This is a genomic window from Bradyrhizobium sp. WSM3983 (assembly GCF_000473045.1).
Classification (GTDB): domain Bacteria; phylum Pseudomonadota; class Alphaproteobacteria; order Rhizobiales; family Xanthobacteraceae; genus Bradyrhizobium.
In genome coordinates, this window is the sequence record NZ_AXAY01000015.1 from 65,569 (window position 1) to 91,437 (window position 25,869).

Genomic DNA, 25,869 nt, shown 5'->3' on the forward strand with positions numbered 1-25,869 from the left:
CGATTAGACAGTCTCGTCATTTATCCGATGTTGGAAGCACATTTGGCGCAACGCACGCACAACCAAATCCAGGGCGGTCTTGCTATTAGCGCCATCCTTGTCTCGGGCCGAGGAGATGGCCAGCCCGCGACACAAACCCCAGAGCGCCCGGATCACCGACAGAGCTTCCTTCTCGGCCAATCCTCGCTCAGTGAGATGCCGCAACCAGAGACGCTCCGTCGCAATGCGCTGAGATAGAAGAAGCGCAACGGCTTTATCGCCAACAAGTGTATGCCTGCGAACCGAAAGAAAGATGTCCAGGTAGATCAGGAACTCGGGCGCCGAATAGAAGCGCGTTGCGCTCTCCGCGATGAGTAGAAGAGGATCACTTCCCTTGCGATCGGCCAAAGCGTCGCGCTGCGCAAGTGTCAACACGCGATCTGACAGCCTTTCCAAGACCGCAATGACCAGTGAATCTTTGGTTGGAAAATGATGAAGCTGTCCGCCGAGCGAGACGCCGGCTTCTTGGGCGACGGCGGCGACACGAAAGGCGGCATATCCATGCTTAGCAAGTAGCTCGGTAGCTGCCTCGAGAATCTGTTCTCGAGTCGCTTCCTTTTGCTCGGATCGAACATTGCTTGTTGCGCGCGCCAATCGACACTCCCTGACTTACATCTCGCCCAGAAAACGCAAATTGGCAATCTGCGTCCAAGCGCTTCCCCCACCCAATGGTCGCAAAAAGCGCTGGCATCCGGTGCACCGTAAGGATATACGGTGGGTTGACCGTAAGGATATACGGCGAAATGCAAGAGGAAGAAAATCTCTCGTGCATGGACAACCTCAGCAATAAGGAGGAAATCGCTTGGTCAATCAAAAGGGTAGCGCTGGCTCAATCGGACCGCGCGTAGATTTCAAGATCATGGCCGACTGGGGCAATGCGAACTTCCACGCGATCGCGGGGTGGATCGCCGCTCATCTGCGCTGGCAGTCGCAGCCTGGATCCACGTTCTGGATCAAGACCGGAACGGGATACGGCGACAATATCGAAGGTCTCACGAGCAAAGAGGTCGATCTCACCATCACGACCCCTTACAACGTATCGCCGGAATGGGCGATCGCCGGTAGCAACTTCTTCAAGGACAAGGGGCCTGCGCCGGCCATAAGGAGCCTGGGTTGGCTTCCTCAGAACGACCGGCTCGTATTCGCTGTTCGCGAGGACACCGGCATCACCTCATTCAAGGATTTGCGCGAGCGCAAGTATCCCTTGAAGATCGCGAGCGGCTTTCGCACCAAAGATAACTTGATGATGTGGGCCATCGACCGCGTGTTCGAAGAACACGGTGTCGAGGTCGAGGCTTGGGGCGGCGAGTGGCTCGAACACGATTTCCCGCGCATTTCCGTCCCATTCGTCACAAATGGCCAAGCGAATGCGTTGATCAACGAGGCAATTGTCGTGCCCCAGTGGCGCGAGCTCGTCGAAAAAGTGCCTATGCGTTTCTTGCCGTTCGAGCCGCAGGCGCTGAAGGCACTCGAAAGCAAGTATGGTCTTCGTCCAGCAGTCCTGCGCAAGGGCTATCTTCGCGTGCCGGAGGATATTCCGTGCCTGGACTGGTCGAATTGGGCGATCCTGGTTCGTGACGACATGGACGACGAGTTGGCGTACCGGGTCACGTCAATCATGGTGGAGCAGCGTGCTGAACTGGAGGGACGCTATCGTCATCTTCCCTCAGAGATCGCTCCTTTGACCTACCCGATTGATCCCAACGTTATGTGGAAAGGCGTCGGTGCGCCGCTGCACCCTGGCGCAGAACGGTACTACCGGGAAAAAGGCTACATGAAATGACGCAAGTCCGGCCGTCCCCTTGGGCGGCCGGACACCATCCTGTCGGGAGAGGAGGTCGCGGATGGCGATAGTGAGTGGGAAGGCTGTGACGTTGGTCTCCACTTCGGCGGCGAGCACAGACGCCCGACGTGGCAGCGATGCATTTCCGCTATTTCTGAACGCAAGGCTTTGCGATGAAGGCTGTGACAAGAGCGTTGCCTTCATTCTTTGCCATCCCGCAGGCAATTTCACCACTCACTACCTCTTGCCGCATCTCCATCGCAACGGCGCGGCCGCCCTTGGCATGGCGACGCGCTACATCAACAACGAACTCGAGCTCACGATGGAGCGCTGCATCCAGGATCTCGGGCGAGGCGTTGAGTTTCTTCGTGATCAGGGCTATGAAAAAGTAATCTTGGTCGGCAATTCAGGGGGCGGATCGTTATCTTGCCTCTATCAGTCAGAAGCTGAAAACCCGACAATAGCAACTCTCCCCGACGGCGAAGCGATTGAGATTGACGGGCTTAGCAAAGCAGATGCGATTGCGCTGGTCGCTCCTCATCCGAGCAGGGCTCATGCACTTACCGAATGGCTTGACCCGGCTTTCATCGACGAATCTAACCCGCTGATACGCGATCAAGAGTTTGACCTCTTTATTCAGCGCCCCGTTCCTTTTGATCGCGACTGGATCCGCACCTTTAGAAATGCGCAGGTGGCGCGCAATCGCCGTATCTCCCAGAATGCGCTTGCCACGCTTGCTGAACTTCGCACCCGCTCCGACGGACCCCGCGAGCAGATCCTTCTCGTGCACGGCACGGGCGCCGACCCACGCTTCGTTGACCTCACCCTCGATCCAAATGGACGCAAGGCTCGCTCACTGGAGCTGACCAAACGGTTGAACGAGGCGCATCTTAGCATGGGGCGATTGAGCACTATGAGAACTTGGCTCAGCCAATGGAGCATCGACCATTCACGCGCGAACGGTCCGGCGTGCCATGCTCGCACGAGCGTGCCGGTTCTTTGCATCGAATTTGAGAATGACGAGATCGTCTATCCGTCTTACCTGCGAAGCTATGCAGAGGCCCGAGCAGACGGGTTCACCAGCGAAGTTTTGGGGGGCGCTACGCACTTCATGATCGGATTGAACGAACTACAGGACCAGTTGGCTCGTCGATTGGTGACATGGGCTCGGGAATTGCCCTGAGGATCAGCCGGTAGGGGTCATGGCCGAAACATGCTGACGGCCGACGTGAAGGGGGGCGCTGCCCTCGTCGAAAGAATAGTGTCGCCAAAGAGCGACCGAAAAAATGAAGAGGAAATGTTTTGGATGCTCGGTATCGACTGAATAGTGACGAGTCCACGCCGCAGGTAGCCGCGCAGTCATCTGTGCAAGCCTGGCTGATGGTCATGTTTATCACGCTGCTGACCATCCTGTCATTGCTTGACCGGAACGTCATCGCGCTCTTCCTCGACGACATCAGAGCCGATCTGCAGATCAGTGAACTACAGGCAAGCTTCATCTACGGCGGGGCATTTGCCATTACCTTCTCGCTCATGGGTCTTCCGATAGGCTGGGCTGTCGATCGTTTTTCGCGTCGCAAGATTATTTTCGGCGGCGTGGGTTTCTGGAGCCTGTCAACGATTGCTTGCGGGCTGGCCACGGGCTTTCCGTCGATGCTGCTTGCCAGAGCCGGTGTCGGCGCCGGCGAAGCGGCCCTGGTTCCTAGTGCGCATTCAATCATATCGGATTCCTTCCAACCCAAGTCCCGCACCTTGCCCTTCGCATTCTATGCGATGGGCCAGAAGGGTGGCGCCGGCGTGGCCCTGCTTGTTGGGGGCGCGCTCGCCGCACTCTTCAATCCGCACGTTAGTTATGAGATCGCGCCTCTTATTGTCCTTCGTGGCTGGCAAATAATCCTCTTTGCCATCGGATTGCCCGGCCTCGCGGTCGCAATCTTTATCTTTGCCTTCCGCGAGACCGCGCGGAGTGACATGCATACCGCCGCTTCCGAGCGACCGGGCTATTTTGGGTATTTTGGCTTTATGCGGGGTCGCTGGCGCTACTTCACGGGGCTGCATCTCGGCTTTGTGATGTTCCAGAGCGTCTATATTGCAATCATGGGCGCGACTCCGAGCTTCTTCGCTCGCGTGCATGGCTGGACTCCAGCCGAGACCGGATTTTGGTTCGGTGCCGTCATTCTAGTGGGCCCTCTTGCTAGCCTGCCGATTCATGGATGGATGTGCGACCATCTCCTCCGCCGCGGAGTGCGCGACGTCCACCTGCGATATCAATTGATCATGCTGCCGCTCGCGCTACTTCCACTGTGCGGCGCCTACCTCGTTCCTGGTCCGATCTTGAGTTTGTCACTTCTTGGTGTGGGAATGACGCTGATCGCGGGAAGCCAGGCAGCAACTACGGCCTCCCTTCAGATGTCGGTAACTGGTGATCTGCGTGGTAAGGCGGCATCGGTCTGGATCTTGATCGGTGGACTTTCGTCACTGATCGGTCCGAGTGGCGTTGCCCTTATCAATCAGAAAGTCTTCGCGAACAGCTCCATGATCGGCCAAAGCCTGGCGTTGTTTGTGGGCTGCTCACTGCTAGTGGCCGCGTTGCTCTTTGAGGTCGCACGACGCGGTTTCCTGCGAAGTCCAAACGTATCTGATGAATTGGTCTAAACGCCGTCTCGCTCAGGTCCAGTCCGATCAGCCGATTGCGGAGCGCCGGGAGGAGATCGATCCACGCTCGGGACAATCGTGCAGATTGTGAAGCTCCACAACTAAATACACCCTTGAAAGGAAATGAAGTTGATTAGGAGAGTTTTGCTGAGTTCGGGGGCCTGTCTCATCGCTGTCGGCACGGCGGAGGCTGCCGACCTCCCGATCAGGGCCAGGGGGTCGAATACGTGAAGGTCTGCTCCCTCTACGGTGCCGGATTTTACTTCATCCCGGGCACTGACACCTGCATCAAGCTTGGCGGTTAGCTGCGTGTCGATGGCGCGTTGAATACAAACACCAGCTTCAACAACAGAACGAATGGCACGGCGGGCGCAAGCGACCGTCTCAGCAATTACTACACCGCTCGTTCCCGTGAAGAACTGAATATCGATACGCGTACCGCGACTGAGTACGGCATAGTTCGTACCTACTTCAATGCGACCTTTACATGGACGACAGGCAACTACGTCGGCACGGGCAGCGCGTGATGCTGCGTGGCCTGACCGAGAGGGAAGCGGCCGAGCTGATCCGGCAGTTCCGAAAGACGATCGCCGCCGCCAACGAACTCAGCCGCGCCATTGCGGGAGGGGGCTACGGGATGATGATATGGAGCAAGCACGACAATTGATTTCGGTCCTAAAAATGGGAGCGGTCTATCGGAGATGTTCAAACAATCACTGTTGACCGTCACGTCGAAGTCGCGGAAGTTGAAGCAACGGTCGCCGTGATCGTCTCGAGCTGGTTCCTGATCCAGCGATGCGCCGGATCCTTCTGATAGCGCTGGTGCCAGACCATGAACATCGGCAGCTCGGCCAGCGTCCTTGTGCGCGACGCCAGCGGAATCCGCACCTGTGCGAAGCCGCGCATGACGCCGGATGCCAGCAGGCTCGGCATGCTCGCCAGCATGCGCGAGCCTCGCAGGAATGACGGCACGCCGGAGAAACTCGGCACGGAAATCGCGATCTCGCGGTGGAAGCCCTTGGCCGCAAGCCGGCGGTCGAAGTCGAGCCGCTCGTTGTCGGTGTAGACTACGGTGATGTGGTGCGCCGTGAGATAGGCGCCGCGGCCGGACGGAGCGGTACGCGCCTTGGAGTCGAAGTAGCAGACGTATTGATCGCTCAGCAGACGCCTCTGCATGATGTCGACGCCCGACGGCGGCAAAGGCGTGACCAGGAGATCGCAGCGGTTTTCGCGCAGCATCGCTGGCGACGGCGATCGCGAGGGGTTCACGCGCAGGTTCAGGCTCTTCACCTGCGCGGCGACGTGGTCGAAGAATTTGGGAAGCAGGAGATCGCGCTGGAAATCGTTGGCTGCGATCGTGAGCGAGAGCTGGGCGAGCTTCGGCTCGAACGTGACGCCGCCGGCAAAGCTGCGCATCTGGTCGATCAGCGCGCGCGCTTTTGCGGCCAGCGCCTGGGCGTGCGCCGTCGCGACGATGCCGCGGCCAGATTTGGCGAACAGCGGATCGCCAGCGATCCGCCGCAGCTTGTTCAGCCCGTGGCTGACCGCCGATTGCGTCAGCCCGAGCCGCGTTGCGGCCGCTGTCACCGAGCCTTCCTCCAGCACGGCGAGGAACAATTCGAGGGCATGGCCGTCGAGGGCCAAATGATCGATTTCTTTCATGGAATTCATTATAATCGATCTATTTATCTAGAGAATAGGCCGGCCCCATGATCTCCCGATAAGCCATGTGCCCGGACCCGGGCGCCAGAGGGAGAGACTCCGCCGATGAATGCCCGGGCTCCGATTCCAGCCGTGCAGGATACCCGTCTCAACCGTCCCGAACCCTTTACGCCTCGCGACGGCGGCTTCTTCCAGCGCGACCACTCCATCCATCCGCCAGCGCATGCGCCCGGTTACAAATCCTCGGTGCTGCGCTCGCCCCGTCAGGCGCTATTGTCGATCGAAAACTCGATCTCGGAGATCACTGGCCCGGTGTTCGGTCATAACGATCTCGGCCCGCTCGACAATGATTTGATCCGCAACTACGCCAAGGACGGCGACCCCGTCGGCGAACGCATCATCGTCCACGGCCGCGTGCTCGACGAGACCGGCCGCGGCGTGCCGAACACGCTGGTCGAGTTTTGGCAGGCGAATGCCGGCGGCCGCTATCGGCACAGGAAGGATACCTATCTCGCCCCGATTGATCCGAATTTCGGCGGCTGCGGCCGCGCACTGACGAACGACGCCGGCTACTATTATTTCCGTACCATAAAGCCGGGCCCCTATCCCTGGCGCAACTACGTCAACAGCTGGCGTCCCGCCCACATCCACTTCTCGGTGTTCGGCTCGGGCTTTGCGCAGCGGCTGATCACGCAGATGTACTTCGAGGGCGATCCCCTGATCCCGGTCTGCCCGATCCTTACGACGATCCCGGACAAGGACGCCCTCGAGCGCCTGGTGGCGCCGCTCGACCTCAATGCGAGCACGCCGTTCGACTCGCTCGCGTACCGCTTCGACATCGTGCTGCGCGGTCAGCGCTCCACCTATTTCGAGAACCGCCCCGAGGGGAACTGAGCCAAGGACACAAATCATGCCGCAGCCGCTCAACTATCTCAAGGAAACCGCCTCGCAGACCGCTGGCCCATACGTCCATATCGGGCTGATCCCGGCCATGGCCGGTTTCGATATTTTTGAGAAGAACTTCTCCAACGTGCTGGTGACCCCGAAGACTCCGGGCGAACGCATCACACTGGAAGGCAAGGTGATCGACGGCAGCGGTACGCCGCTGCGCGATGTGCTGCTCGAGATCTGGCAGGCCAATGCCGCCGGTCGCTACAACCATCCGGCCGATCGCTCGACCGGCGTGGTGGACGAAGACTTTCGCGGCTGGGGCCGCGCAGTCTCCGATTTCGAGAGCGGCCTCGTGACGTTCGAGACCATCAAGCCGGGCCCGATCGTCGACAAGACCGGCCGCAAATCCGCGCCGCACGTCAACGTCTGGATCGTCGCGCGCGGCATCAATATCGGGCTCAACACGCGACTCTATTTCTCCGACGGGGAGGCGGCGAATGCCGTCGATCCCGTGCTCAACCTGGTCGAGCCAGCGGGGCGCCGCAAGACGCTGATCGCCACACGCAGCGAGCGCGCCGGCAAGGTCGTGTATTCCTTCACGATCAATCTGCAGGGGCCGGCGGAGACCGTCTTTTTCGACATCTGAGTTTTGCGGCTCGCCGCCCTAGCACCTGGCGCGAACGGCTCGCGGTCCATGCAGCGATCAATGATGAGCGGAATTGGGCTGTCTGTTGCCTTTGAAGCAGTGTCATCGTCGTGGTCTCCGCGAGCACTGAATCGTCGACACCGGTAGGCGCGACTATGGGAAAATGAATCTGTTGGTGATCCGGCCGCCAATCGGCAATACTCTGCCAGGGTACTCGAGGCCGCTTAGCTGAGATCGGGGTTCGTTGCGCGCGCGAGACGTGGGGCCGCAAGAGGCGGCGCCAAGTCGCGATGCTACTTCTAGGCAGCCATGCGGGGCCTACATCCGCCGATACCGCAACGCTTCGACCAGCACTGAGAATGCCGGCGAAGGCTGCCGGCGGCTGGGATAGTAGAGGTGATAGCCCGAAAACGGTGGACACCAGTCCGAAAGCACGCGAATGAGCTGCCCGCTCGCAAGGTACCGCTGCACGTGTGCCTCGGTCAGATAGGCAAGCCCAAGTCCTTTCAGGGATGCCTTCAGTAGCGCGTCGGCACCATTGAAGACCAGTTGTCCTTCGACACGCACATGAAGGTCGCGCCCGCCCTTCTCGAACTCCCATGCATAGAGACTTCCTCCATGGGTGGGCAGACGCAGATTGATGCAGTTGTGATTGGTTAGATCCTGCGGCGTACGCGGCTTCTTGCGGAGTTCGAAGTAGGAGGGCGAGCCCACCACCGCCATCCGAAGATCCGGTCCTATTCGAACGGCGATCATGTCCTTGGCCACCATTTCGCCGGGCCGGATACCCGCGTCGTATTGCTGCGCCACGATATTGGTCAGCCCGTAATCGAAGATGACTTCGACCTTGATGTCGGGGTACTTCGGAAGGATCCTGGTCAACGCCGGCATTAAGATGGACTCGGCGGCATATTCCGTCGACGTGATACGGATGGTTCCTGATGGCGTGGCCCGCAGCTCGCTCAGGGCGGCCAGTTCGATGTCCATCTCGTCGAACCTCGGAGCTAAGCCTTTAAGCAGCCGTTCTCCAGCCTGGGTTGGAGCCACGCTCCGCGTTGTCCGGCTGAGCAGGCGGACGCCCAACCGTTCCTCCAAATTCCGGACGATCTGGCTGAGAGCGGGTTGGGACATTCCAAGCCTGGCTGCGGCCCTCGTGAAACTTCGTTCCCTTGCGACGGCCAGGAAAGCAACCAGGTCGCTCGCGTTCTCCCGGTCCATTGATAAGCAGCCCCTATAAATCCAATAGGAGTTTATCATCTAATCGGCCGCAGCCGAAAGCCTTAGGTTTGCAGCGGGCGATTGGCGGCCCCAGAGACCGGGCATGACGCAAGAGATTCAGGACAGTGCGGGAACTCTGAGTGCGGCCGGCATGTCAGGCATGGAAGAAGCGGTTCCGGTCCCTCGCATCACCACGACGTTGTTGCCGATTATGGGAGTGGTCTTCGTCGCTTTCCTCGTGATCGGCGTCGCAATGCCTGTGCTCCCGCTTCACGTGCACTATGGATTGGGTTTTGGCACATTCATGGTCGGGCTCGTCGCGGGCAGTCAGTTTGCTGCGTCGCTGATTTCGCGACCATGGGCCGGCCATTATTCGGACAGCCGCGGCGCCAAGCGCGCCGTGGTCCTTGGTCTGCTAGCCGCCACTTTTTCCGGATTGCTATATCTGCTCTCGCTACATTTTGCCGGCACTCCGCTCATCGCGATATCCATTCTCTTGCTAGGACGAGCTCTGCTCGGTGGCGCGGAGAGCTTCATCATCACGGCTGCCGTGAGCTGGGGACTGGCAATCGTCGACCCCCGGAGCACCGGCAAGGTCATTGCGTGGGTCGGATCGGCGATGTTTGCGGCCTTTGCGATCGGCGCACCGACCGGCTCTGCGCTCTACGCCGTTTACGGCTTTGCGGCGATCGCGTTGGCCACGGCGTTGGCTCCGCTGGGGACCCTGCTGCTCGTTGCACTCCTTTCCGGAGTTGCCCCGGTACCTCGGACCCGTCTTTCATTTGCTAAGGTGCTTGGTGCCGTGTGGATACCCGGCTTCGGCTCGGCACTGGGCAGCGTCGGTTTCGGCGCGGTGACCACGTTCTTGGCGTTGCTGTTCGCCAATCGAGGGTGGTCCGACGGATGGCTCGCCTATACAGCCTATGCGGTCGCGTTCATCCTGGCGCGGGTCTTTTTTAGCGACGTGGCTGATACGTTCGGCGGAGCAAAAGTCGCGCTGATCTGTGCAGTAGTTGAAGCCGCTGGCCAGGCGCTGATCTGGCTGGCTAATCAACCCGAATTGGCTTTGCTGGGCGCCGCTCTTACCGGCTTCGGCTTCTCGCTGGTTTACCCTGGGTTCGGCGTCGAAGCGGTCCGCCGCGTGCCGCCACAGAGCCGCGGGTTGGCCATGGGCGCCTACACCGCCTTTCTCGACGGCGCCCAGGGACTTGCCAGTCCGGCGCTTGGCTTGATCGCGCGAGGAGCCGGTCTGAGCGTCGTATTTCTCGCCAGCGCCCTCGCCGTGCTCAGCGCGATCGTCGTCGCGTCGTGGCTGCTGGTGCACCCGGCAACGACGGAGGAGAGACCACAATGAGACTGCTCGCAGCATCCCTGTTTTCAGTCTGTCTGATCGTCAACTGCGCAGCCACTTGGGGGCAGACCACCACTGAAGGAGAGAACTCCATGTCCAGATCTGAAGATGTCCGCAATGTCGCCCCCGCACTTGAGAAATATGCGCATGACGTTGTTCAGGGAGACCTCTGGAAGCGAGCCGGCCTTTCGCCCCGGGATCGCAGCATCGTGACGCTCGCCGCGCTTGTCGCCCGCGATCAGACGATCGAGCTGCCACACTATCTCAACCTCGCGCTGGACAATGGCGTGAAGCCGGCCGAGATCTCGGAGATCATCACGCACCTGGCGTTCTACACCGGCTGGGCCAACGCGATGGATGCGATTCCGGCCGCGAGCAGCGTGTTCGAGAGCCGCAACATCGGGGCCGATCAGCTCCCGCCGGTATCCGGACCGCAATTATCCCTCGATGAGGCAGCGGAAGAGCAGCGGGCGACGCGTGTCGGGGAGCAATTCGGGCAGATCACGCCGAGCCTGGTCCAGTACACGACTGACGTGCTGTTTCGCGATCTCTGGCTGCGGCCGGAGCTCGCTCCCCGGGATCGCAGCCTCATCACCGTCAGCGCTCTGGTGGCGACCGGACAGGTCGCTCAGATCACCTATCACCTCAACCGGGCAATGGATAATGGCCTGACGCGGGAGGAAGCGGGAGAGCTGCTCGGCCATCTCGCCTTCTATGCCGGGTGGCCCAATGCCTTCTCCGCGGCCCCCTTCGTGAAGGACGTGATCGAGAAGCGGTCGCGGTGACAGATGGCCGGGAGCACGCATTCGCGACGCGCAGCAATAGCCGCAGCGGCCGCCATCGCTGCATTGACGACGCTGCGCAGTCTCGCCGCGCAAACGGGTTCCACCGAATACAGGAGCAGAGACATGGAAATCAACATCAAGCGAAACGGCTCGCGCCCCGCCGCCAAAGGTTCGCCAGACTGGTTCACCGGCTCGGTCCGTGTGGACCCTTTGTTTCAGGCGCCCGATCCCGCGCGGGTGGGCGCCGGTCAGGTCACGTTCGAACCCGGCGCCCGGACTGCCTGGCACACGCATCCGCTCGGCCAGACCTTGATCATCGTTTCGGGTCTCGGCTGGGTCCAGCGCGAGGGCGGCCCGATCGAAGAGGTCCGGCCAGGGGATGTGGTGTGGTTTCCGCCGGCGCTGAAGCACTGGCACGGAGCGACGCCGACAACGGGTATGACTCACATTGCGATTCAGGAATCGCGCGATGGCAGGAACGTCGACTGGATGGAAAAGGTCAGTGACGAGCAGTACCGCAAGTAGTGCGCCGCGTATGCCTGTACATCATTCGTTATGGACTGCAGCGTGGATGGTCGCACGCTCGACAGACGCTGGCGCCTGAGGAGTTTGCGCATGACTTGGTCCAATGATGAACTTCGCAAGATCGCGGCAACGGACGATCTGCATATCGCGCCGTTCCGTCCGGACGGAAAGACCTATGGCACTCCGACCTGGATCTGGTCCGTTGTGGTCGAGGATTCTCTTTATGTACGGGCCTATAACGGCCGACAGTCCAGCTGGTACCGGGCTGCCTTGTCCCAAAAGGCGGGCCGCATCACTGCCGCGGGCATGACGAAGGACGTTGTGTTCGATCCGGTCGAGGGAGCGATCATCGATCGCGTCGACGAGGCCTATCGGGCCAAGTACCGCAGCAGCAGATATCTCGATCCGATGGTCGGCGCCGGCGCGCGCTCGGCGACCGTCAGGGTCACGCCGCGCGATCCGAGGCGCGAGCTCTAGGGAGAGAATCGGCGATGCAACGCACAACCTTTGCAGTGCTGAAGCCGCAATCACGACTGACGCCGGGATTTTCAAGGAGATCATCGATGAAGACGAGCAGGATGTGGCTATCGGCTGTGAGCGCGGTGCTTTGCATTCTTGCGCCTTCGGCTGCGGGGGCCCAGGACAAGCCGGCCGGGGCAGGGCCCGCCTACTATATCGCTGATTTCGAAGTGACCGACCGAGAGGCGATCAAGCCTTATAGCGCCAATGTCGAGGCGACCTTCAAGCCATTCGGCGGTCGATTCATCGTCCGTGGCGGCGATCCGGTGCCGCTCGAAGGCTATTCGCCGAAGGGGCGCCTCGTCATCATCGAGTTCGACAGCATGGAGAAGGCAAAGGCTTGGTACAACTCGCCGGTCTATGCGCAGCTCCGGCCCATCCGGCAGAAGGCAGGCCACTCCAATGTCTATTTCGTGCAGGGCATGGCGAAGTAGGGTAGCGGTCGGTCTCGGCATGTCGCGGCTTGATGGTGAACTACGCGCTCGGAGGGTCGAGGAGCACGCTGCGCTCGGGCTCTAACTTGCAGGAGAGTGGTATGGATACCAAACAGCTTCTAATCCTCAGCGCCTCGGTGCTCGCCTCTTCTTTCGGCGGTTCGGCGATGGCACAGGGCTCGAAAGATCCCTATGTTCGCGTGGCCGAGATCGAGATCGATCCGGCGCAAATCGAGCCCTGTAAGGCGGCAGTGAAGGAGCAAATCGAAGCAGCTGTCCGGCTAGAGCCGGGTGTGTTGGCGCTGTATTCCGTCGCCGATAAGGAGAATCCGGCTCACGTTTTCGTCTTCGAGATTTACGCGGACGCGGAGGCTTATAAGGCGCATCTCGAAACAGCACACTTCAAGAAGTACAAGTCCGCTACCAACGACATGGTGAAGTCGCTCAAGCTTCGGGACACAGTGCCCATCCGGCTCGGCGCCAAGCCGAAGTGAGGAGTGGCGGAGCCAACTCTCCCTAATCGCAGTTCGATCGCAACGGCCTTTCAGCGATGAGGACCTTCAATCGGCGACACAATGCCTCTGAGATCCTCGAACACGCTCCGGCTTGCGTTCCGCCGCTTACGTGGTGCTTGCGCGAGAAGGGGGATGGACGGGGAGAATTTTTACCCATGGTGCTTACTTGCTCGGAGAGACAGAACTGGATTTTCGGTTCGGGCGCACACATCGCGTTGTAACATCACAAATATCTGGCGCACCCGACTTTCGCGCCGTCGATCACGAGTGCGCCGATTTGGCATACTCAACAATGAAGGCATGGTCGTCCTCCGCCGCGAGGGGGTGCGCAGGTGTGTAGCGCACCCCCATAGTCAGCGCGGCGCCCATGGCTGCCCAGCTCAATTCCTAGAGTCGCCGACACTGGCTGCACCGGCCGCTTTCTCCTCGGAAGATCATTGTCTCTTGAAAATCGACTTCTCGGCCCGCACCTGATCGAGGATGTAGTCAATTGCAGCCCTAACCCGGGCGAGGCCATTGAGATCGGCGTGAGTAACGATCCAGTAGGTGCGATCGAATACGACCGATGGCAAGACAACCTTCAACTCTTGATCCCGATCGGCCGCATAGTCGTGCAGGACTCCGATGCCCGCGCCTCCTTTGACTGCTTGCATCTGACCTACGACGGTCGAACACTCGATCCTCTTGAAAGATGGGCCGTACACTTCAGGAATAAAGACAAGTTGATCGGCAAAGATAAGGTCAGGCACATAAGTAACCAAACAATGGTTCGACAGGTCGTCCATCGATGTCGGGAGACCGTGCAAATCCGAATACCTCGCTGATGCATATAGATGAAGCGAGTAGTCGGTTAGCTTACGAGCGACGAGCCTGCCTTCCGATGGTCGCTCGATTGTGACCGCCAGGTCAGCTTCGCGCTTGGACAGTGAGAATGCTCGCGAGATCGGGACCAACTGGATTGTCAAGGAAGGAAATTTGGCTTTGAGATCTCCGATCCGTGGACAGAGAAACAGCGACCCGAACCCATCTGGCGCCGCAATTCGTACCGTTCCGTTCATATCTACATCAGAGCCGGTCAGGTCCCCTTGGGCGCGAAGGATCTGCGATTCCAGCTCTTCGGCTGTGGCGAGGAACCGCTCGCCGGCCTGAGTTAACAGGCATCCGGTCCGAAGTCTGTCGAATAGGCGCGCATTCAATGACTTCTCCAAAGAGCTGATACGTCTGGCTATAGTCGCGGTGTCGACTCCCATTCGGGTCGCGGCGCCGGAAAACTGCTTAGCCCGCGCGACGCTCAGAAAGTAACGGATATCATCCCAGTCCATGCTCCGGATGGTACGTGATCTCCTGGTGAAGGGCAAAAGTCGTCGAAGGACAATTGGAGTTGACGATCAACGACGAGAAGCACCTGCTTCGTGCAGGCGATTCCTTCTACTTTCCTTCGGATCTTCCCCATGCGTATCGCAATCCGGGGAAGAAGTCTTTGTTTGGTGATCGCGCAACCAATAGGAGTCTTTATGCGTCTGTTGACCATTTTCGAGACGTCGATTTCTTTTTTCCTCCCCCGGTTGACAGTTTTCTTGCACGCTCACTAGGAAGCACTGGGTGCCCCAAGCTCAACGGTAGTTCGAATGAGAAAAGTACTCGCTGCCAAGCTGCATGGCATCCACGTTACGGAAGCCAATCTTCACTATCATGGTTCAATCACCCTAGATCCGGATCATTGTCACGAGGCGGGCGTTCTGCCGATGGAGTTCGTGGAGATTTGGAACAAGAACTCCGGGGCACGCATTTCGACCTATGTCATTTTCGGAGCGCGCGGTTCGCGTTGCTGTGTCCTCAACGGCGCAGCCGCGCGTACCTGTCAGGTAGGCGACCAGCTCATTATTTGCAGTTCGTCCTACTTGGAGGAACAGCGAATTGTCGAGTTGAGGCCGAAGATTCTCACTTTCGATCGCAGCAACGAGATTGCCGATCGGTTGACATATTCGGTCACTTCGGACGCCGCGGGCCGCTATGACTTCGAAATAATCGGCGAGACCGGCGACGTCAAAACCTTGCCACTTCGCACCGCAGTATCGAATTGAGGACGTCGACGGATCAGGATCAAAAAATGAGCCACGTTTCGGAGCTGGCGGTTGAGCGTGTAACGATTCCTATACTGCGGCGGTGGAGGGAGGAGAAGCGGCGTCTCGTCATGACAACCGCGTACGACGCGGTTGCAGCCCGAATTGCGGACCTCGCCGTCGATGTCATCCTCGTCGGTGACAGTGTCGGTAATGTTTGCCTCGGGTTTGAAAACACGCTGCCGGTCAGCGTGGCGATGATGAACCATCACCTGGAGGCTGTTGCGCGCACCAAGCCCCGTGCTTTGCTCGTCGCCGATATGCCGTTTCTCAGCTTTCACCTGAGTGTCGAGGAAACCATACGCAATGCCGGCGGATTCCTGCAGCGAGGCGCAGCCGCGGTGAAGCTCGAGGGCGGCGGCAAACGTATCGAGATGGTACGTGCGCTGGTCGATTGCGAGATTCCTGTAATGGGCCACCTGGGTCTTACCCCCCAGAGCGTCAATGTCATGGGCGGTTTCAAGGTGCAGGGCCGGAAAGCGGATGAGGCGCTGCGTTTGCTCGATGACGCTCACCGTCTGCAGGAAGCCGGCTGTTTCGCTTTGGTGTTGGAAGGCATTCCGGCCGAGCTTGCTGCTCGAGCAACCGACTCGTTGGCTATACCGACGATTGGAATCGGCGCCGGTCCGGGCTGTTCAGGGCAGGTCCTCGTTTTTCACGATGTGCTGGGCCTGACCGAGATCCATCGCCCAAAATTCGTTCGCGCCTATGCGGAAGGTTTCCGGTTGTTGCATGATGCGCTTTCGCAATGGGCGGCGGATGTCCGCAGTGGTGCATTCCCGGGACCCCAAGAGTCCTATCACCTTCCCGAAGGCGTCGGCGACGCAATCGCAAACTGGGCGCCTTCCAACCCAACCTGAAGTAAAGCTCGACATGCAAACCATCACGACGGTCGCTGAGCTTCGCCGCGCTCTCGCAAAAGTGCGTCACGTCGATAAACGGGTCGGATTCGTGCCGACAATGGGCTATCTCCACGACGGCCACCTGGCGCTGGTCGCGGCGAGCCGGGCGCAATGCGACGTCACCGTTGTGAGCATCTTCGTCAACCCCACTCAGTTCGGACCAAACGAGGATCTCAGCTCCTACCCGCGCGCCTTCCTGCGCGATGAGAAACTGTGCCGCGATGCTGGTGTTGCGATCCTCTTTGCGCCGGATGCACAAGAAGTCTATCCGTCTCGATTTGAGACCTTCGTTGAACCGGGCGAACTCGCGAAGTCACTATGCGGAGCTTTCAGGCCCGGGCATTTTCGTGGTGTCGCGACTGTTGTGTGCAAGCTGTTCAACATGGTGCAGCCGGACGTCGTATTTTTTGGACAGAAGGACTTTCAGCAATGCGCGGTCGTGCGTCGCATGGCGATTGATCTTAATTTTCCGATTGAGATCGTCACCGTGCCAACCGTTCGGGAACCCGATGGGCTCGCGATGAGCAGTCGCAACCGGTATCTCAGCGAGGAAGAACGGCGGCGGGCGCTTGCCATTAATCGTGGACTGTTGGCCGCGGCCCATGAGTTTCGCTCAGGAGAGCGCAACGTGGAAAGGTTGGTTGCGATCGCCAAGGGGCATTTAGAGACAGTTGACCGACTGCAGTATCTTGAACTGGTCGACGGTGATACGCTCAAGGCCGCCGACAGTCCGTTGCGGCGCCCCGCGGCGCTCTGTGCCGCAGCCTACGTCGGCTCGACCCGGCTGATCGACAACGTAATACTCGCGTTGCCAACTCCGTAGCGCAATCCGATAACAAACGATAAACTGCGCAGCATATTGAGATCTCAGTGATTGGTGTTTCCGTCGACGAACAGTTTTTGAGAGATAGGGCCAAGATCGTTCGTGATCTTGCGGACAAAGCGGACCCCTTCATCAGGAGAAGGCTGCTGGACTTGGCAGAGCAGTATGATCGACGTGTTGGCCGACCTTCTCAGGCGACGAAGACGCTCCTGTCCAATCCCGCAGAATAGATTTGACGACTTGGACTAAACGCCGTTCGTTGCTTCGAGCGAACTCTGTGGCTTGACACCTGCCAGCAATGTTCGCATTATGTTCTCTCTGCTGGAACGTCCTCGAAACGTCACGGGCGAACGATCGGGATGCGGACCTGGACGCCTTCTATGCCTCGGTAGAGCAGCTGCTTGACCCTTCGTTGCGCGGCAAACCAATTGCCGTCGGCGGTGGCGTTGTGCTTGCCGCTTCTTACGAAGCGAGGGCCTTCGGCGTGCGCGGGGGCATGCCGGGACAACAAGCGCGCCAGCTCTGTCCGCAACTCACTTTTGTCAGCGGACATTTCAGGGAATACCAACGGCTGGGCGACGCCGCCGTCAAGGTGATCGGCGATTTCACGCCGCTTGTGGAACGGATCTCCATCGACGAGGCCTTTGCCGACGTTGCCGGCTGCACCCATCTGTTCGGTCCGCCTGGCGAGATTGCGAGAACGATCCGCCAGCGCGTACGGGCAGAGCTTGGCCTTCCAATCTCAGTCGGTGTGGCGCGCACCAAGCATCTGGCAAAAATTGCCTCGCAGGTGGCCAAGCCCGACGGGCTGGTGGTCGTCGATCCCGACACCGAGCTCGACTTCCTTCACCGCTTGCCCGTCGCGCTGATGTGGGGAGTGGGCCCGGTCACGAAGGCGCGGCTCGCCGAGATGGGCGTGCTGACGATCGGCGAGCTGGCAAAGACACCAGGATGGTCGCTCGAGCGGTTGCTCGGTCCCGCGGCCGGAGGGAAGCTTGCTGCACTGGCGTGGAATCGCGATCCACGGGCAATCAAGACTCACCGCCGCGCTCGATCGGCAGGAGCGCAATCGGCCATTGGCAGGAAGCCTGCCGAAGACCAAATTATTCGACCAACCCTGCTTCACTGGCGTGGGCGGAAGCTGCGGCGGACACTCTCGATGCTGCCCGAGAAGGGGCTGAAAGCCTGTTCTCAATGATTGCCAGTGTAGAAGTTGAGAGGGGGGAGTTGAGATGAAGCATCGGCTTCGGAAAATTAGGTTAGTCCAGCAGATTGCCTCGCCGGATAACCTCCGCCGCTCTCCCCTTAAGCTCGCTCTCGGAGCAATTGTGGCCGAATGGTTGTGTAATTTATGCGAGTAGGTTAAGTCTGCTCCCTGGCGCAGCTGGCAGTAGAACCAGACGGAATTGTCTTTGGATATACCGCTTGTAAGCAACGGACTTACAAGTCTTTAAGCGCGCGACAGTAGGCCATGGTGACGGAGCTTTTGGGAATCGCTTCGCGATCGCAATATTCTTACCTCATCGTAGGCTTGCGCCGGGGGCGATGCCGCCTCAATCGCTTGCGCTACCTGTGTCGCCTTTGTTACCATAGGTTGCGAAGCGCCATGACGAAGATCTGAACGTGGAGGGAGCGATGAGCGGTCGTCGTCTACTGAGCGGGTTTTTCGGCCTCCTCGTTGTGGGCGCCATGATTGGCGGAAGCGTTTGGTTGCAGCATCGCTTAAATGCCGGAGCCGAACTCGCTGCCCGGAGTGAGCTAGAAGCTCTCGCTCGTCTCGAGGCGACACTCAGAGCCGGACCAGCTCCAAAAGACTGGTCGATGCGAACTTTCATTCCCGCCTCACTGCTCAAATCCGCCGTTTCAGCTTTTGACGGAAGCGATATCAGGCTCCCGATGGGAAAAGAGGCTGGCGACCGGGTTGACGGTTTTGTCCGCATCCATGTCCTGTCTTCTGAATTGATTCCAGAAGACGCCCGTCTGGGCGTGCGGCTGAGGGCCTCGGTCAGCTATGAGCCTGATCGTGAGCAACCCTGGTGGGCCGGTGCGACCGCCGACGTGTCTATCGAGGCCGTGATGCTGCCGGACGTTGTTGTTGGAGCTGACGGAACGCAGAAGACCCGATTCAAGATCCTTCCGCAGTCAATAGGCGTCGAGGGAGGTTGGTGGTTTTTTCAGGTGCGTGTTCTCGGCTTGCTTGCTTCAGTGGCAGCCAATGAGGTGATGATCCGTCTTGGCTCGCAGTTGGAATTTTCGGTGCCTGACCTGCCACCCCCAATCGAGCCCGACCTGAACGTCAACACTTCTGATTTCCAGGGCTTTGGTGGAGGGGGAGGAACGAACCTGGTCGTCTCAATGACGCGTGGAAAGGAGGCTCTCAAGAATCTGACAATGCCACATTGGGCTATCACAGGCTCTGGTGTGTGGCTTCTGGGAGGACGGTCAGTTGGGGCCGCGACCACTGAATCATCCGATCCGGTGAAAGACGTCGTCGCGCGTCGCTCGCAACTTGCGAAACTTATTGCGCCCTTTGAGAAGGAGGATGATCTATTCGAACTGGCCCTTTCAGGCGAAGCACTGCGTTTGTCGATTGACCAACTGCTCGGTTCTTCTCCACTCCGGATAGACCTTAAGACGGAAAAGACGTCCGGCGTCATTGTCGATGCGACTGTTCTGCACAATGACAAGGTGCTTGGGAACGTGGGTCTTCTCGTTAAGCCACTCGGGGACGATTTCGGAACCGGCACGGTGCAGGTGATGCCGAAGCCTGCGAAATGGTCCACCAAAGGTCTCAGCATTGAGACGGCCGTCCAGGCTGCGGCGAAGGTTAATCTTGACCTGCACCTGGCTACAGGCGTTGGCGGAGGCATGGGTAACAACGTGACTCTGCAGGCGGACGGCAAGACCGCCCTAAGCCTTGAGGCTACATTCGTGAAGAAGGAGTTGCCGCAAGGTACAGCCATTATTCTGCAGCCGGAGGTGCCATGCGCCCCGATTGTCGTTCAGGCCCATCCGGGGGCAGCGCCGCCTTTCACTGGCGCGTGGTTTGTCATGTCGCCCGCGGGACTCGAACTCGACCGGGAGATAGGCGGGATGAAGATCAGCCCGGCCGTGCTTGCCGATGGGCTTCCGATCGTTATTGAAGCCCCTGTCGCCAAAGATAAGGCAGGAAAACCCATCGTCAGGGACCCACATAACACCGTCGTCAAATTTCCTCGACCGTACTGGTCCGTTACGCTTTCGCCCAAAGACGTGGTGGTCGACGAGCAGGGTTTCGTCTTGCGCAGTTCGGCAGCTTTTGCGCTGCGGGATGAGAAAGAATCCGACGCCGAGAAACAGAAGAGGGCCTCTCTACGGCAGGCCCTTGCGGAGAAGGCACCTCATAAGGACTGCAAGTCCCTATCCGGTCTGAAACTGCTCGGTGGCGACGTCCAGGTATCCGACCTATACAAGGAAATTCAGTATGTTGCAGAGAGCCTGAAAGCGCATGCGGAAGTTGCAAAAACCGTTCTAAAGGCACTCACTGATCTCGATCCCCGCAACGCTCCAGAAAATCTTGTCAAGGCGGCCGATGCCATGGTGTCGGCCGCAGGAAAGGATTTCAAACATGCACTGGACGAGGTGACGTCGGTCGCGCAGACCGGAGGCAATATTGTCCAAAACCAGATCAACCAGCAGAAGCAGAATCCCGGTCGTCCTCCGGATCCTGTCGGAGGAGCGGTTTACGATGGGCTCAAAAGGCTTTCGGATGAACGGCTGAAATCAGACATCACGAGGGTTGGCGATCTTGGTGATGGATTGGGAATCTATAGTTTCAAGTATGCCGGCGGCGCCAAACATTATGTTGGGCTGCTAGCACAGGAAGTCATCGCAACGATGCCCGCGGCGGTCATCAAGCGGCAAGATGGCTACCTCTGCGTCGACTATGGGGTGGTCAACGCCGAACTGGCGAAGCGCCGGCCCGGCGAAGCCGTGACATCCTGGCTGAGAGATTTCTCGACGGTTCACCACGGACTGCCCTGCGATGTGGATCGATAGCTCCTGGAGTTGGCATCCAAGAGACCAAGCGAACTGCGGCAGTCTGGCGCTGCGACTGCGCAACGTCGCTGCGTGATCGGTTAGAAGTGCTCATAGTAGATCCATTAGGATAGGCTTGGAGCAGAGGAGGGCACAAGGTTAGGCTGTGGGGTATCCAAACTTGTAGCAGCGTCTGCAAACGCAGACACCAGTCCCTCAAGCACCATATTGCACGCAACTTGAAACAGATCAGGCTCAAGCTCTCTGCGCTTGAACGGATTAACAAAGAACCTTCGGGGCGACGCGCCAGCGGCCGATCCAAGTTCGTCTTCCGCATCGCAGAGGGGGGCATGCGAAGGTCCCCGCCGCCTTCGGCAAGAATGCAAGAACATCGAAGGTACGTCGTGCCGATCTTGAATGAGTGAAGCGCGTCGAAGTCTGAGATGTCATCGACGCCAAACAACCGTTTTGCCGTCGAGCACGCGGTGCTTCTGGCGGACCTTACGCGCGGCCCCAATGATCCAGGAATAGTGGATGGTCCAAATTGTAGCTACCGGGTGTGATCAGCCCGTCTGGGGCGGGGCCGGCCCATCGGATCGGGGGACGTAGATAGCGGACCTCCACTACCTAACCAACTTGCAAGCAATCCTCTCCTGGGCGTTCATACGTCGACATACTCGTTTTGGTTGACACTACGTTCGGTAGAGCGCAAGCTATTTCTTTACATACTTTCTGTGAATTTCAGCGCGTTCATTCACAAGAGGGGCCTGCCATGGGTAGACTTTCCCCGGCGTTTGCCTTTGTCGTCTTGGTGCTTTCCGTTGTTCCGGCTTGGTCATGTGATCCCAACGAAGAATGCAATCGTTGTCTTGCGTCGGCCTTTGGTCATTGCATTCAAAGGGGCAACGATCCTGTCTGCGAAGCGAGAAAGAGGGCCTGCCAGGTTGCTCCGCCAATCGTTAATACGCCGGGCTCTCCGATGGGACCAGGAGGACCGCTGGGGCAGGGCGGACCGGTCCCTATCAATGTACAGCAATGCATTGCAAACCTATCGGCGTGCCCAGCGCAGATAATTGCAACTATAGGGTATCAGACGGTCAAACCGATAGTTGATCACTATATCGGTTTCCTTCAAAATCAAGCCGGCAACAATGTGTATGGGCTCGATCAGTCAGTAATAAATCGGATTCAATCATTCTACTCTGTAGACCTGCACAACGTGCGGTTCGCCATCAATATCAACACCATTCACGGATCAAATATTACTATCGGGAACACAATCTATTTTGTGAAGGCGATGGATTTCAATGACGTGAATGACGCTTGGACTTTGTATCACGAACTTGAGCACGTTGGTCAGTACGCTCAGCGGGGCGGAGTGGAGCCATTCCTTTCAGAGTATGTGCTAAAGGCGGGTGGTAGTGTTTTGAGGGGCGGCAATTCAATCGACATCCATGACAATATTGATTTGGAGGGCGCGGCGAACGCGAAGGCAAATCAAATTGCGAGCTCAGGGCCTTCCCCGGTGACATACCCGGGAGGACCTCCACCGCAGCCCCCGGGACCCTCGGGCATCCCTCCGGTCCCCCCAATGGGCAGCGTTTGCAGGACACCCGTCATGGTTTGCATGCTTCCCATGGCTGGGCCACAGGGCATTAGCTGCTTCTGCGGAACTCCCTACGGACCTTCGAATGGAGTTGTGACTCGGTATTGAGACGTTTTGTGACCGGGATGGATCGGGCCTTGCTCAAGCGCTCCTCAAGGCGGGTGCTCGTTGTCTTCTGATATCCAAGCTCTTTGCTTCGGGGTTCGCGGCGGAGATGACAGCAAGCAACTCGCTCGCAGCTGCCCTGCGAGCGGCGGAAGACCAACTCCGCGGACAACTGTGCTATTCCCAGCTGGCATTCTGGTCCGGGTCTCGATTATCGGGGATGGTTCGAAGATGATCTCTGTTCGTAATCGAGGCCTGGCAGAGAAGGTGCGCCTGTGGCGCAAGCTCGGCTGTTGGTGGATCACTCAGACTGACCGGTGACGGTATCTCAGGGAAGGCCGGCGATACTCTAAGAGGAGGTCGTTTCGGCTTATCATACGTCCGCTGCGCCGATTGATCTCGATACTCACCGAAGATGGCTTGCGTCCAAACCGAGCAAAATTTCCTGTGAATTCAGTATCGAAAAGTTCTGACGGATAAGCCGTCTGGGCGGCGGCGATCAAGGTGAGAACTCAGCGACAATCAGGGTGAGACTACGCCGATGGGGCCGGACCGAAGGGAGGGCGTAGCCCGACCGGAGGACCGGCCCCATCGGCGTCGCGCGTTTTTGGATCCGTCTGGCGGCCGGGTGCGGCTGGTGCAAGCTGTTGATTCGTCTCGACAAGAGGGAATCGATGCCTTGCCTGGCCTTCACATCACCGACCACCAGATGAGGCTGTACATGAACTACCGATTGACATTGTCCCCCGAGGCCGCCGCGGCCAAGGCGGGGTTCTCGAAAGCGAGTGCGTATCGGATTGAGGGGGATTCGCGCCCGCCATCGCAAAAGAAGGCGCCGAGGGGTCGGCGACGGTCCGATCCGCTCGCGTCCTATTGGGACGCCGAGATCGTTCCGATCCTGAAGGCTGCGCCCGGCATCCGCGTGATCGGCGTGCTGGACGAACTGCGCCGACGGCATCCCGACCTCAACCCGAACATCCGACGCACGCTGGAGCGGCGCATCAATGCCTGGCGAGCGCTCAACGGCCCCGAACAGGACGTGATCTTCCGTCAGGAGCACGAGCCCGGCCGTCTGGGTCTGTCCGACTTCACGGACGTGAGCGCGCTCGGCATTACCATCGCGGGTGCGGCGCTCGATCACCGACTCTATCACTTCCGACTGGCGTTCTCTGGCTTCGGGCATGCCCATGTCGTGCTCGGCGGCGAAAGCTTCGTCGCCCTGGCCGAGGGTTTGCAGAACGCCCTATGGGCGCTCGGCGGCGTGCCGCGGGAGCATCGCAGCGACAGCCTGTCGGCGGCGTTCCGCAATCTGGCGGCCGACGCACGGGAGGATCTGACACAGCGCTACGCCGCGCTGATGGGCCATTACGGCATGACACCAACGCGCAACAATGCGGGCATCGCACACGAGAACGGCTCGATCGAGAGTGCACACGGTCATCTCAAGCGAGCGCTGGAGGATGCGCTGTTGCTGCGGGGCACACGCGACTTCGCCAGTCTCGATGCCTACCGGGCTTTTGTCGACGAGATTGTCGGCCGGCGTAATGCCAACCTCATCAAGCGGATCGCGCTCGAGAAGGAGGCACTGGCGCCGCTGCCGAAGGGTCGCACGACCGACTTCGAGGAGAAGGTGATCCCGGTGACGTCGTCAGGCGGCTTCATTTTGAGACGCGTGTTCTACACCGTGCCTTCAAGATTGATTGGCCATCGCCTGCGTGTGCGCATCTTCGACGACCGGCTCGAATGCTTCCTCGGCGTCACGCCGGTCGGCACGCTGCGGCGGGGTCGGCCTGTGTCGGAGAGCCAGGGCGGGCATGTCGTCGATTATCGGCACGTCATCCATGCCTTGCGGCGCAAGCCGATGGCGCTCGTCAACCTCGTCTATCGCGACCAGCTCTTCCCGCGCGCGGCTTACAAACGTCTGTTCGAGACCTTGCGGGAGCACGGTGACGACCGACGCGCCTGCAAGGTGACGGTCGAGCTTCTGGCGCTGGCCCACGAGCGGGCCTGCGAAGCCGAGCTCGCCAAGGCGATCGCGATCGACCTCGATGCCGGACGGTTACCCGATCTTGCCGCATTGCGCGATCGCTTCCGACCCGAGACGGCCTCGATCCCGAGTGTCGCCGTCAAGCTGGCGCCGCTCGACGTCTACGATGAGCTGGCTTCCGTCAGCATCGTGTCGGCCCACTCGAACCTGGGAGACGCAGCATGACCAGCATAGCGTCCTCCATCGATGCCGCCCGCGTCGAGCTGCTACTCAATGAGCTGCGTCTGCCCGGCGTCAAGGCGATCTGGCCGAAACTCGCCGCACAGTCGGACAAGGAAGGCTGGCCCGCCGCCCGCTTCCTCGCAGCCCTTGCCGAGCACGAGGCAGCCGATCGTACCCGCCGTCGCATCGAGCGACACATGGTGGAAGCGCGTTTGCCCGCCGGCAAGACGCTCGCCACGTTCGACTTCGAAAGCGTGCCGATGCTGTCAAAGGCACAGGCGATGGCACTCGCCGCCGGCGACGTCTGGTTGAAGACCGGCGCCAATCTGCTGCTGTTCGGTCCCCCCGGCGGAGGCAAGACTCATCTCGGCGCAGCGATCGGCCTGGCTCTCGTCGAGGACGGTTGGCGCGTTCTCTTCGCACGCACCACCGATCTGGTGCAGCGGCTGCAGGTAGCGCGGCGCGAGCTGGCGCTGGAGTCCGCGATCGCCAAACTTGACCGCTACGACCTCCTGATCCTCGACGACATCACATATGTGAGCAAGGATCAGGCGGAAACCAGCGTTCTGTTCGAGCTGATCGCCTCCCGCTACGAGCGACGCTCGCTGCTGATCACAGCCAATCAGCCCTTCGGCGATTGGGGGCGTATCTTCCCAGATCAAGCAATGACGCTGGCAGCCATCGATCGTTTGGTCCACCACGCCACGATCCTCGAGATGAACGTCGAGAGCTACCGTCGAAAAGTTGCTCTCGATCGCAAGCGCGGTCCAGGCCGGCCGCCCGTTCACGCTACGCCAAACGAGCTCGACAAAGCGGTGATTGACGCTGACATCGCCGTTTGATTGTCGCGCAGCGTCAATCAAAGCTTGCCAAACCCGCGGCCAGCGTCAATCATTGTCTGACTCGGCCGCCTCGTCTCATCTTGATTGACGCGCCGCTCTCATCCTGTTTGTCGCTCCATAGCCGTCGGAAGTTGGCTGCCGGTTCGGGTAATTTGTGCTTAGAAATCAATGTGCAAGCGCCGTCCTGTATGATTGAGTGGGAGTAGCGCGGCCGGCCGC

Annotated in this window: 23 protein-coding genes and 3 pseudogenes; 22 read left to right on the top strand and 4 right to left on the bottom strand. The window is 59.4% G+C overall.

Annotated features, from left to right (window positions below; translation table 11 throughout):
• Nucleotides 1-3 precede the first annotated feature (3 nt).
• Nucleotides 4-633 carry a TetR/AcrR family transcriptional regulator gene (locus YUA_RS0121920; protein ID WP_084292765.1) on the bottom strand — a complete coding sequence of 210 codons (630 nt, stop codon included), beginning with the start codon at nt 631-633 and terminating at the stop codon, nt 4-6.
• A gap of 208 nt (nt 634-841) precedes the next feature.
• Between YUA_RS0121920 and YUA_RS0121930 the strand changes: the two genes are divergently transcribed.
• From YUA_RS0121930 to YUA_RS50090, 5 genes and pseudogenes are all read left to right on the top strand, one after another.
• On the top strand, nt 842-1,822 hold the full coding sequence (locus YUA_RS0121930; RefSeq protein ID WP_027532645.1) for a TAXI family TRAP transporter solute-binding subunit: 981 nt from the start codon (nt 842-844) through the stop codon (nt 1,820-1,822).
• Between the two features lie 61 nt (nt 1,823-1,883).
• Nucleotides 1,884-3,005: an alpha/beta hydrolase gene (locus YUA_RS44615; RefSeq protein ID WP_051383309.1), complete on the top strand. Its 1,122-nt coding sequence runs from the start codon at nt 1,884-1,886 to the stop codon at nt 3,003-3,005.
• Nucleotides 3,006-3,202: 197 nt separating this feature from the next.
• The gene (locus YUA_RS0121945) at nt 3,203-4,477 is read left to right on the top strand and encodes an MFS transporter (protein ID WP_027532646.1); all 1,275 of its coding nucleotides are present in this window, start codon (nt 3,203-3,205) and stop codon (nt 4,475-4,477) included.
• 123 nt (nt 4,478-4,600) lie between these two features.
• Nucleotides 4,601-5,001 (top strand): annotated as a pseudogene (locus YUA_RS48510) (porin); the annotation flags it as partial.
• Nucleotides 4,965-5,144, top strand: coding sequence for a hypothetical protein (locus tag YUA_RS50090; RefSeq protein ID WP_027532647.1), 180 nt, complete (start codon nt 4,965-4,967; stop codon nt 5,142-5,144). The pseudogene YUA_RS48510 and the gene YUA_RS50090, both read left to right, overlap by 37 nt.
• A 59-nt stretch (nt 5,145-5,203) precedes the next feature.
• Here the strand turns inward: YUA_RS50090 and YUA_RS0121960 are convergent, their stop codons facing one another.
• Nucleotides 5,204-6,148: a LysR family transcriptional regulator gene (locus YUA_RS0121960; RefSeq protein ID WP_035971368.1), complete on the bottom strand. Its 945-nt coding sequence runs from the start codon at nt 6,146-6,148 to the stop codon at nt 5,204-5,206.
• Nucleotides 6,149-6,244: 96 nt separating this feature from the next.
• On the opposite strand from YUA_RS0121960, the gene pcaH reads away from it, so the two are divergent.
• A complete protein-coding gene (pcaH, locus tag YUA_RS0121965) occupies nt 6,245-7,033 on the top strand; it encodes a protocatechuate 3,4-dioxygenase subunit beta (protein WP_027532649.1) in 789 nt (262 codons plus the stop codon).
• 16 nt (nt 7,034-7,049) lie between these two features.
• Nucleotides 7,050-7,676 (top strand): protocatechuate 3,4-dioxygenase subunit alpha, encoded by a 627-nt coding sequence (gene pcaG / locus YUA_RS0121970; protein WP_027532650.1) that lies wholly within the window; start codon nt 7,050-7,052, stop codon nt 7,674-7,676.
• Between the two features lie 318 nt (nt 7,677-7,994).
• On the opposite strand, the gene YUA_RS0121975 is transcribed toward pcaG, so the two are convergent.
• Nucleotides 7,995-8,894, bottom strand: coding sequence for a LysR family transcriptional regulator (locus YUA_RS0121975; protein ID WP_027532651.1), 900 nt, complete (start codon nt 8,892-8,894; stop codon nt 7,995-7,997).
• 151 nt (nt 8,895-9,045) lie between these two features.
• Here YUA_RS0121975 and YUA_RS0121980 point away from each other — a divergent pair, with 151 nt between their 5' ends.
• The 6 genes from YUA_RS0121980 (at nt 9,046) to YUA_RS0122005 (ending at nt 13,002) form a co-directional block, all read left to right on the top strand.
• A complete protein-coding gene (locus tag YUA_RS0121980) occupies nt 9,046-10,248 on the top strand; it encodes an arabinose transporter (protein ID WP_027532652.1) in 1,203 nt (400 codons plus the stop codon).
• Complete coding sequence (locus YUA_RS0121985; RefSeq protein WP_027532653.1) at nt 10,245-11,030, top strand: carboxymuconolactone decarboxylase family protein; 786 nt, start codon at nt 10,245-10,247, stop codon at nt 11,028-11,030. The genes YUA_RS0121980 and YUA_RS0121985 overlap by 4 nt, the downstream gene beginning before the upstream one ends.
• A gap of 129 nt (nt 11,031-11,159) precedes the next feature.
• Entirely contained in the window at nt 11,160-11,555 is a 396-nt protein-coding gene (locus YUA_RS0121990; protein WP_027532654.1) for a cupin domain-containing protein, read from the top strand.
• 90 nt (nt 11,556-11,645) lie between these two features.
• Nucleotides 11,646-12,032 carry a DUF2255 family protein gene (locus tag YUA_RS0121995; RefSeq protein WP_027532655.1) on the top strand — a complete coding sequence of 129 codons (387 nt, stop codon included), beginning with the start codon at nt 11,646-11,648 and terminating at the stop codon, nt 12,030-12,032.
• Between the two features lie 86 nt (nt 12,033-12,118).
• Nucleotides 12,119-12,508, top strand: coding sequence for a DUF1330 domain-containing protein (locus YUA_RS0122000; RefSeq protein WP_027532656.1), 390 nt, complete (start codon nt 12,119-12,121; stop codon nt 12,506-12,508).
• Nucleotides 12,509-12,609: 101 nt separating this feature from the next.
• Complete coding sequence (locus YUA_RS0122005; RefSeq protein ID WP_027532657.1) at nt 12,610-13,002, top strand: putative quinol monooxygenase; 393 nt, start codon at nt 12,610-12,612, stop codon at nt 13,000-13,002.
• Between the two features lie 455 nt (nt 13,003-13,457).
• On the opposite strand, the gene YUA_RS0122015 is transcribed toward YUA_RS0122005, so the two are convergent.
• Complete coding sequence (locus YUA_RS0122015) at nt 13,458-14,345, bottom strand: LysR family transcriptional regulator (protein WP_027532658.1); 888 nt, start codon at nt 14,343-14,345, stop codon at nt 13,458-13,460.
• 50 nt (nt 14,346-14,395) lie between these two features.
• On the opposite strand from YUA_RS0122015, the pseudogene YUA_RS52650 reads away from it, so the two are divergent.
• The 9 genes and pseudogenes from YUA_RS52650 to istB form a co-directional block, all read left to right on the top strand.
• Nucleotides 14,396-14,491: pseudogene (locus YUA_RS52650) on the top strand (cupin domain-containing protein); the annotation flags it as partial.
• Nucleotides 14,492-14,651: 160 nt separating this feature from the next.
• Nucleotides 14,652-15,107, top strand: a complete 456-nt coding sequence (gene panD, locus YUA_RS0122020) for an aspartate 1-decarboxylase (protein WP_027532659.1) — start codon at nt 14,652-14,654, stop codon at nt 15,105-15,107.
• Between the two features lie 26 nt (nt 15,108-15,133).
• Nucleotides 15,134-16,006 (top strand): 3-methyl-2-oxobutanoate hydroxymethyltransferase, encoded by an 873-nt coding sequence (gene panB, locus YUA_RS0122025; protein ID WP_027532660.1) that lies wholly within the window; start codon nt 15,134-15,136, stop codon nt 16,004-16,006.
• 13 nt (nt 16,007-16,019) lie between these two features.
• Nucleotides 16,020-16,871, top strand: coding sequence for a pantoate--beta-alanine ligase (panC, locus tag YUA_RS0122030; RefSeq protein ID WP_027532661.1), 852 nt, complete (start codon nt 16,020-16,022; stop codon nt 16,869-16,871).
• Nucleotides 16,872-17,169: 298 nt separating this feature from the next.
• Nucleotides 17,170-18,021, top strand: a pseudogene (locus YUA_RS44620) (DNA polymerase IV); the annotation flags it as partial.
• Between the two features lie 485 nt (nt 18,022-18,506).
• Nucleotides 18,507-20,909 carry a tail fiber domain-containing protein gene (locus YUA_RS46990; RefSeq protein ID WP_051383310.1) on the top strand — a complete coding sequence of 801 codons (2,403 nt, stop codon included), beginning with the start codon at nt 18,507-18,509 and terminating at the stop codon, nt 20,907-20,909.
• 958 nt (nt 20,910-21,867) lie between these two features.
• The gene (locus YUA_RS52655; RefSeq protein ID WP_371259905.1) at nt 21,868-22,602 is read left to right on the top strand and encodes a DUF4157 domain-containing protein; all 735 of its coding nucleotides are present in this window, start codon (nt 21,868-21,870) and stop codon (nt 22,600-22,602) included.
• 706 nt (nt 22,603-23,308) lie between these two features.
• Nucleotides 23,309-24,811, top strand: coding sequence for an IS21 family transposase (istA, locus tag YUA_RS44630; protein WP_198029487.1), 1,503 nt, complete (start codon nt 23,309-23,311; stop codon nt 24,809-24,811).
• Nucleotides 24,808-25,650 (top strand): IS21-like element helper ATPase IstB, encoded by an 843-nt coding sequence (gene istB, locus YUA_RS0122050; RefSeq protein ID WP_027532662.1) that lies wholly within the window; start codon nt 24,808-24,810, stop codon nt 25,648-25,650. Before istA ends, istB begins: the two co-directional genes overlap by 4 nt.
• The last annotated feature ends 219 nt before the right edge of the window (nt 25,651-25,869 follow it).

Coding starts and splice junctions, on each gene's coding strand:
- YUA_RS44615 (WP_051383309.1), top strand. CDS start 1,884: ATGGCGATAGTGAGTGGGAAGGCTGTGACGTTGGTCTCCACTTCGGCG.
- YUA_RS0121945 (WP_027532646.1), top strand. CDS start 3,203: ATGGTCATGTTTATCACGCTGCTGACCATCCTGTCATTGCTTGACCGG.
- YUA_RS50090 (WP_027532647.1), top strand. CDS start 4,965: ATGGACGACAGGCAACTACGTCGGCACGGGCAGCGCGTGATGCTGCGT.
- YUA_RS0121960 (WP_035971368.1), bottom strand. CDS start 6,148: ATGAATTCCATGAAAGAAATCGATCATTTGGCCCTCGACGGCCATGCC.
- pcaH (WP_027532649.1), top strand. CDS start 6,245: ATGAATGCCCGGGCTCCGATTCCAGCCGTGCAGGATACCCGTCTCAAC.
- pcaG (WP_027532650.1), top strand. CDS start 7,050: ATGCCGCAGCCGCTCAACTATCTCAAGGAAACCGCCTCGCAGACCGCT.
- YUA_RS0121975 (WP_027532651.1), bottom strand. CDS start 8,894: ATGGACCGGGAGAACGCGAGCGACCTGGTTGCTTTCCTGGCCGTCGCA.
- YUA_RS0121980 (WP_027532652.1), top strand. CDS start 9,046: ATGTCAGGCATGGAAGAAGCGGTTCCGGTCCCTCGCATCACCACGACG.
- YUA_RS0121985 (WP_027532653.1), top strand. CDS start 10,245: ATGAGACTGCTCGCAGCATCCCTGTTTTCAGTCTGTCTGATCGTCAAC.
- YUA_RS0121995 (WP_027532655.1), top strand. CDS start 11,646: ATGACTTGGTCCAATGATGAACTTCGCAAGATCGCGGCAACGGACGAT.
- YUA_RS0122000 (WP_027532656.1), top strand. CDS start 12,119: ATGAAGACGAGCAGGATGTGGCTATCGGCTGTGAGCGCGGTGCTTTGC.
- YUA_RS0122005 (WP_027532657.1), top strand. CDS start 12,610: ATGGATACCAAACAGCTTCTAATCCTCAGCGCCTCGGTGCTCGCCTCT.
- YUA_RS0122015 (WP_027532658.1), bottom strand. CDS start 14,345: ATGGACTGGGATGATATCCGTTACTTTCTGAGCGTCGCGCGGGCTAAG.
- panD (WP_027532659.1), top strand. CDS start 14,652: ATGAGAAAAGTACTCGCTGCCAAGCTGCATGGCATCCACGTTACGGAA.
- panB (WP_027532660.1), top strand. CDS start 15,134: ATGAGCCACGTTTCGGAGCTGGCGGTTGAGCGTGTAACGATTCCTATA.
- panC (WP_027532661.1), top strand. CDS start 16,020: ATGCAAACCATCACGACGGTCGCTGAGCTTCGCCGCGCTCTCGCAAAA.
- YUA_RS46990 (WP_051383310.1), top strand. CDS start 18,507: ATGAGCGGTCGTCGTCTACTGAGCGGGTTTTTCGGCCTCCTCGTTGTG.
- YUA_RS52655 (WP_371259905.1), top strand. CDS start 21,868: ATGGGACCAGGAGGACCGCTGGGGCAGGGCGGACCGGTCCCTATCAAT.
- istA (WP_198029487.1), top strand. CDS start 23,309: ATGAGGCTGTACATGAACTACCGATTGACATTGTCCCCCGAGGCCGCC.
- istB (WP_027532662.1), top strand. CDS start 24,808: ATGACCAGCATAGCGTCCTCCATCGATGCCGCCCGCGTCGAGCTGCTA.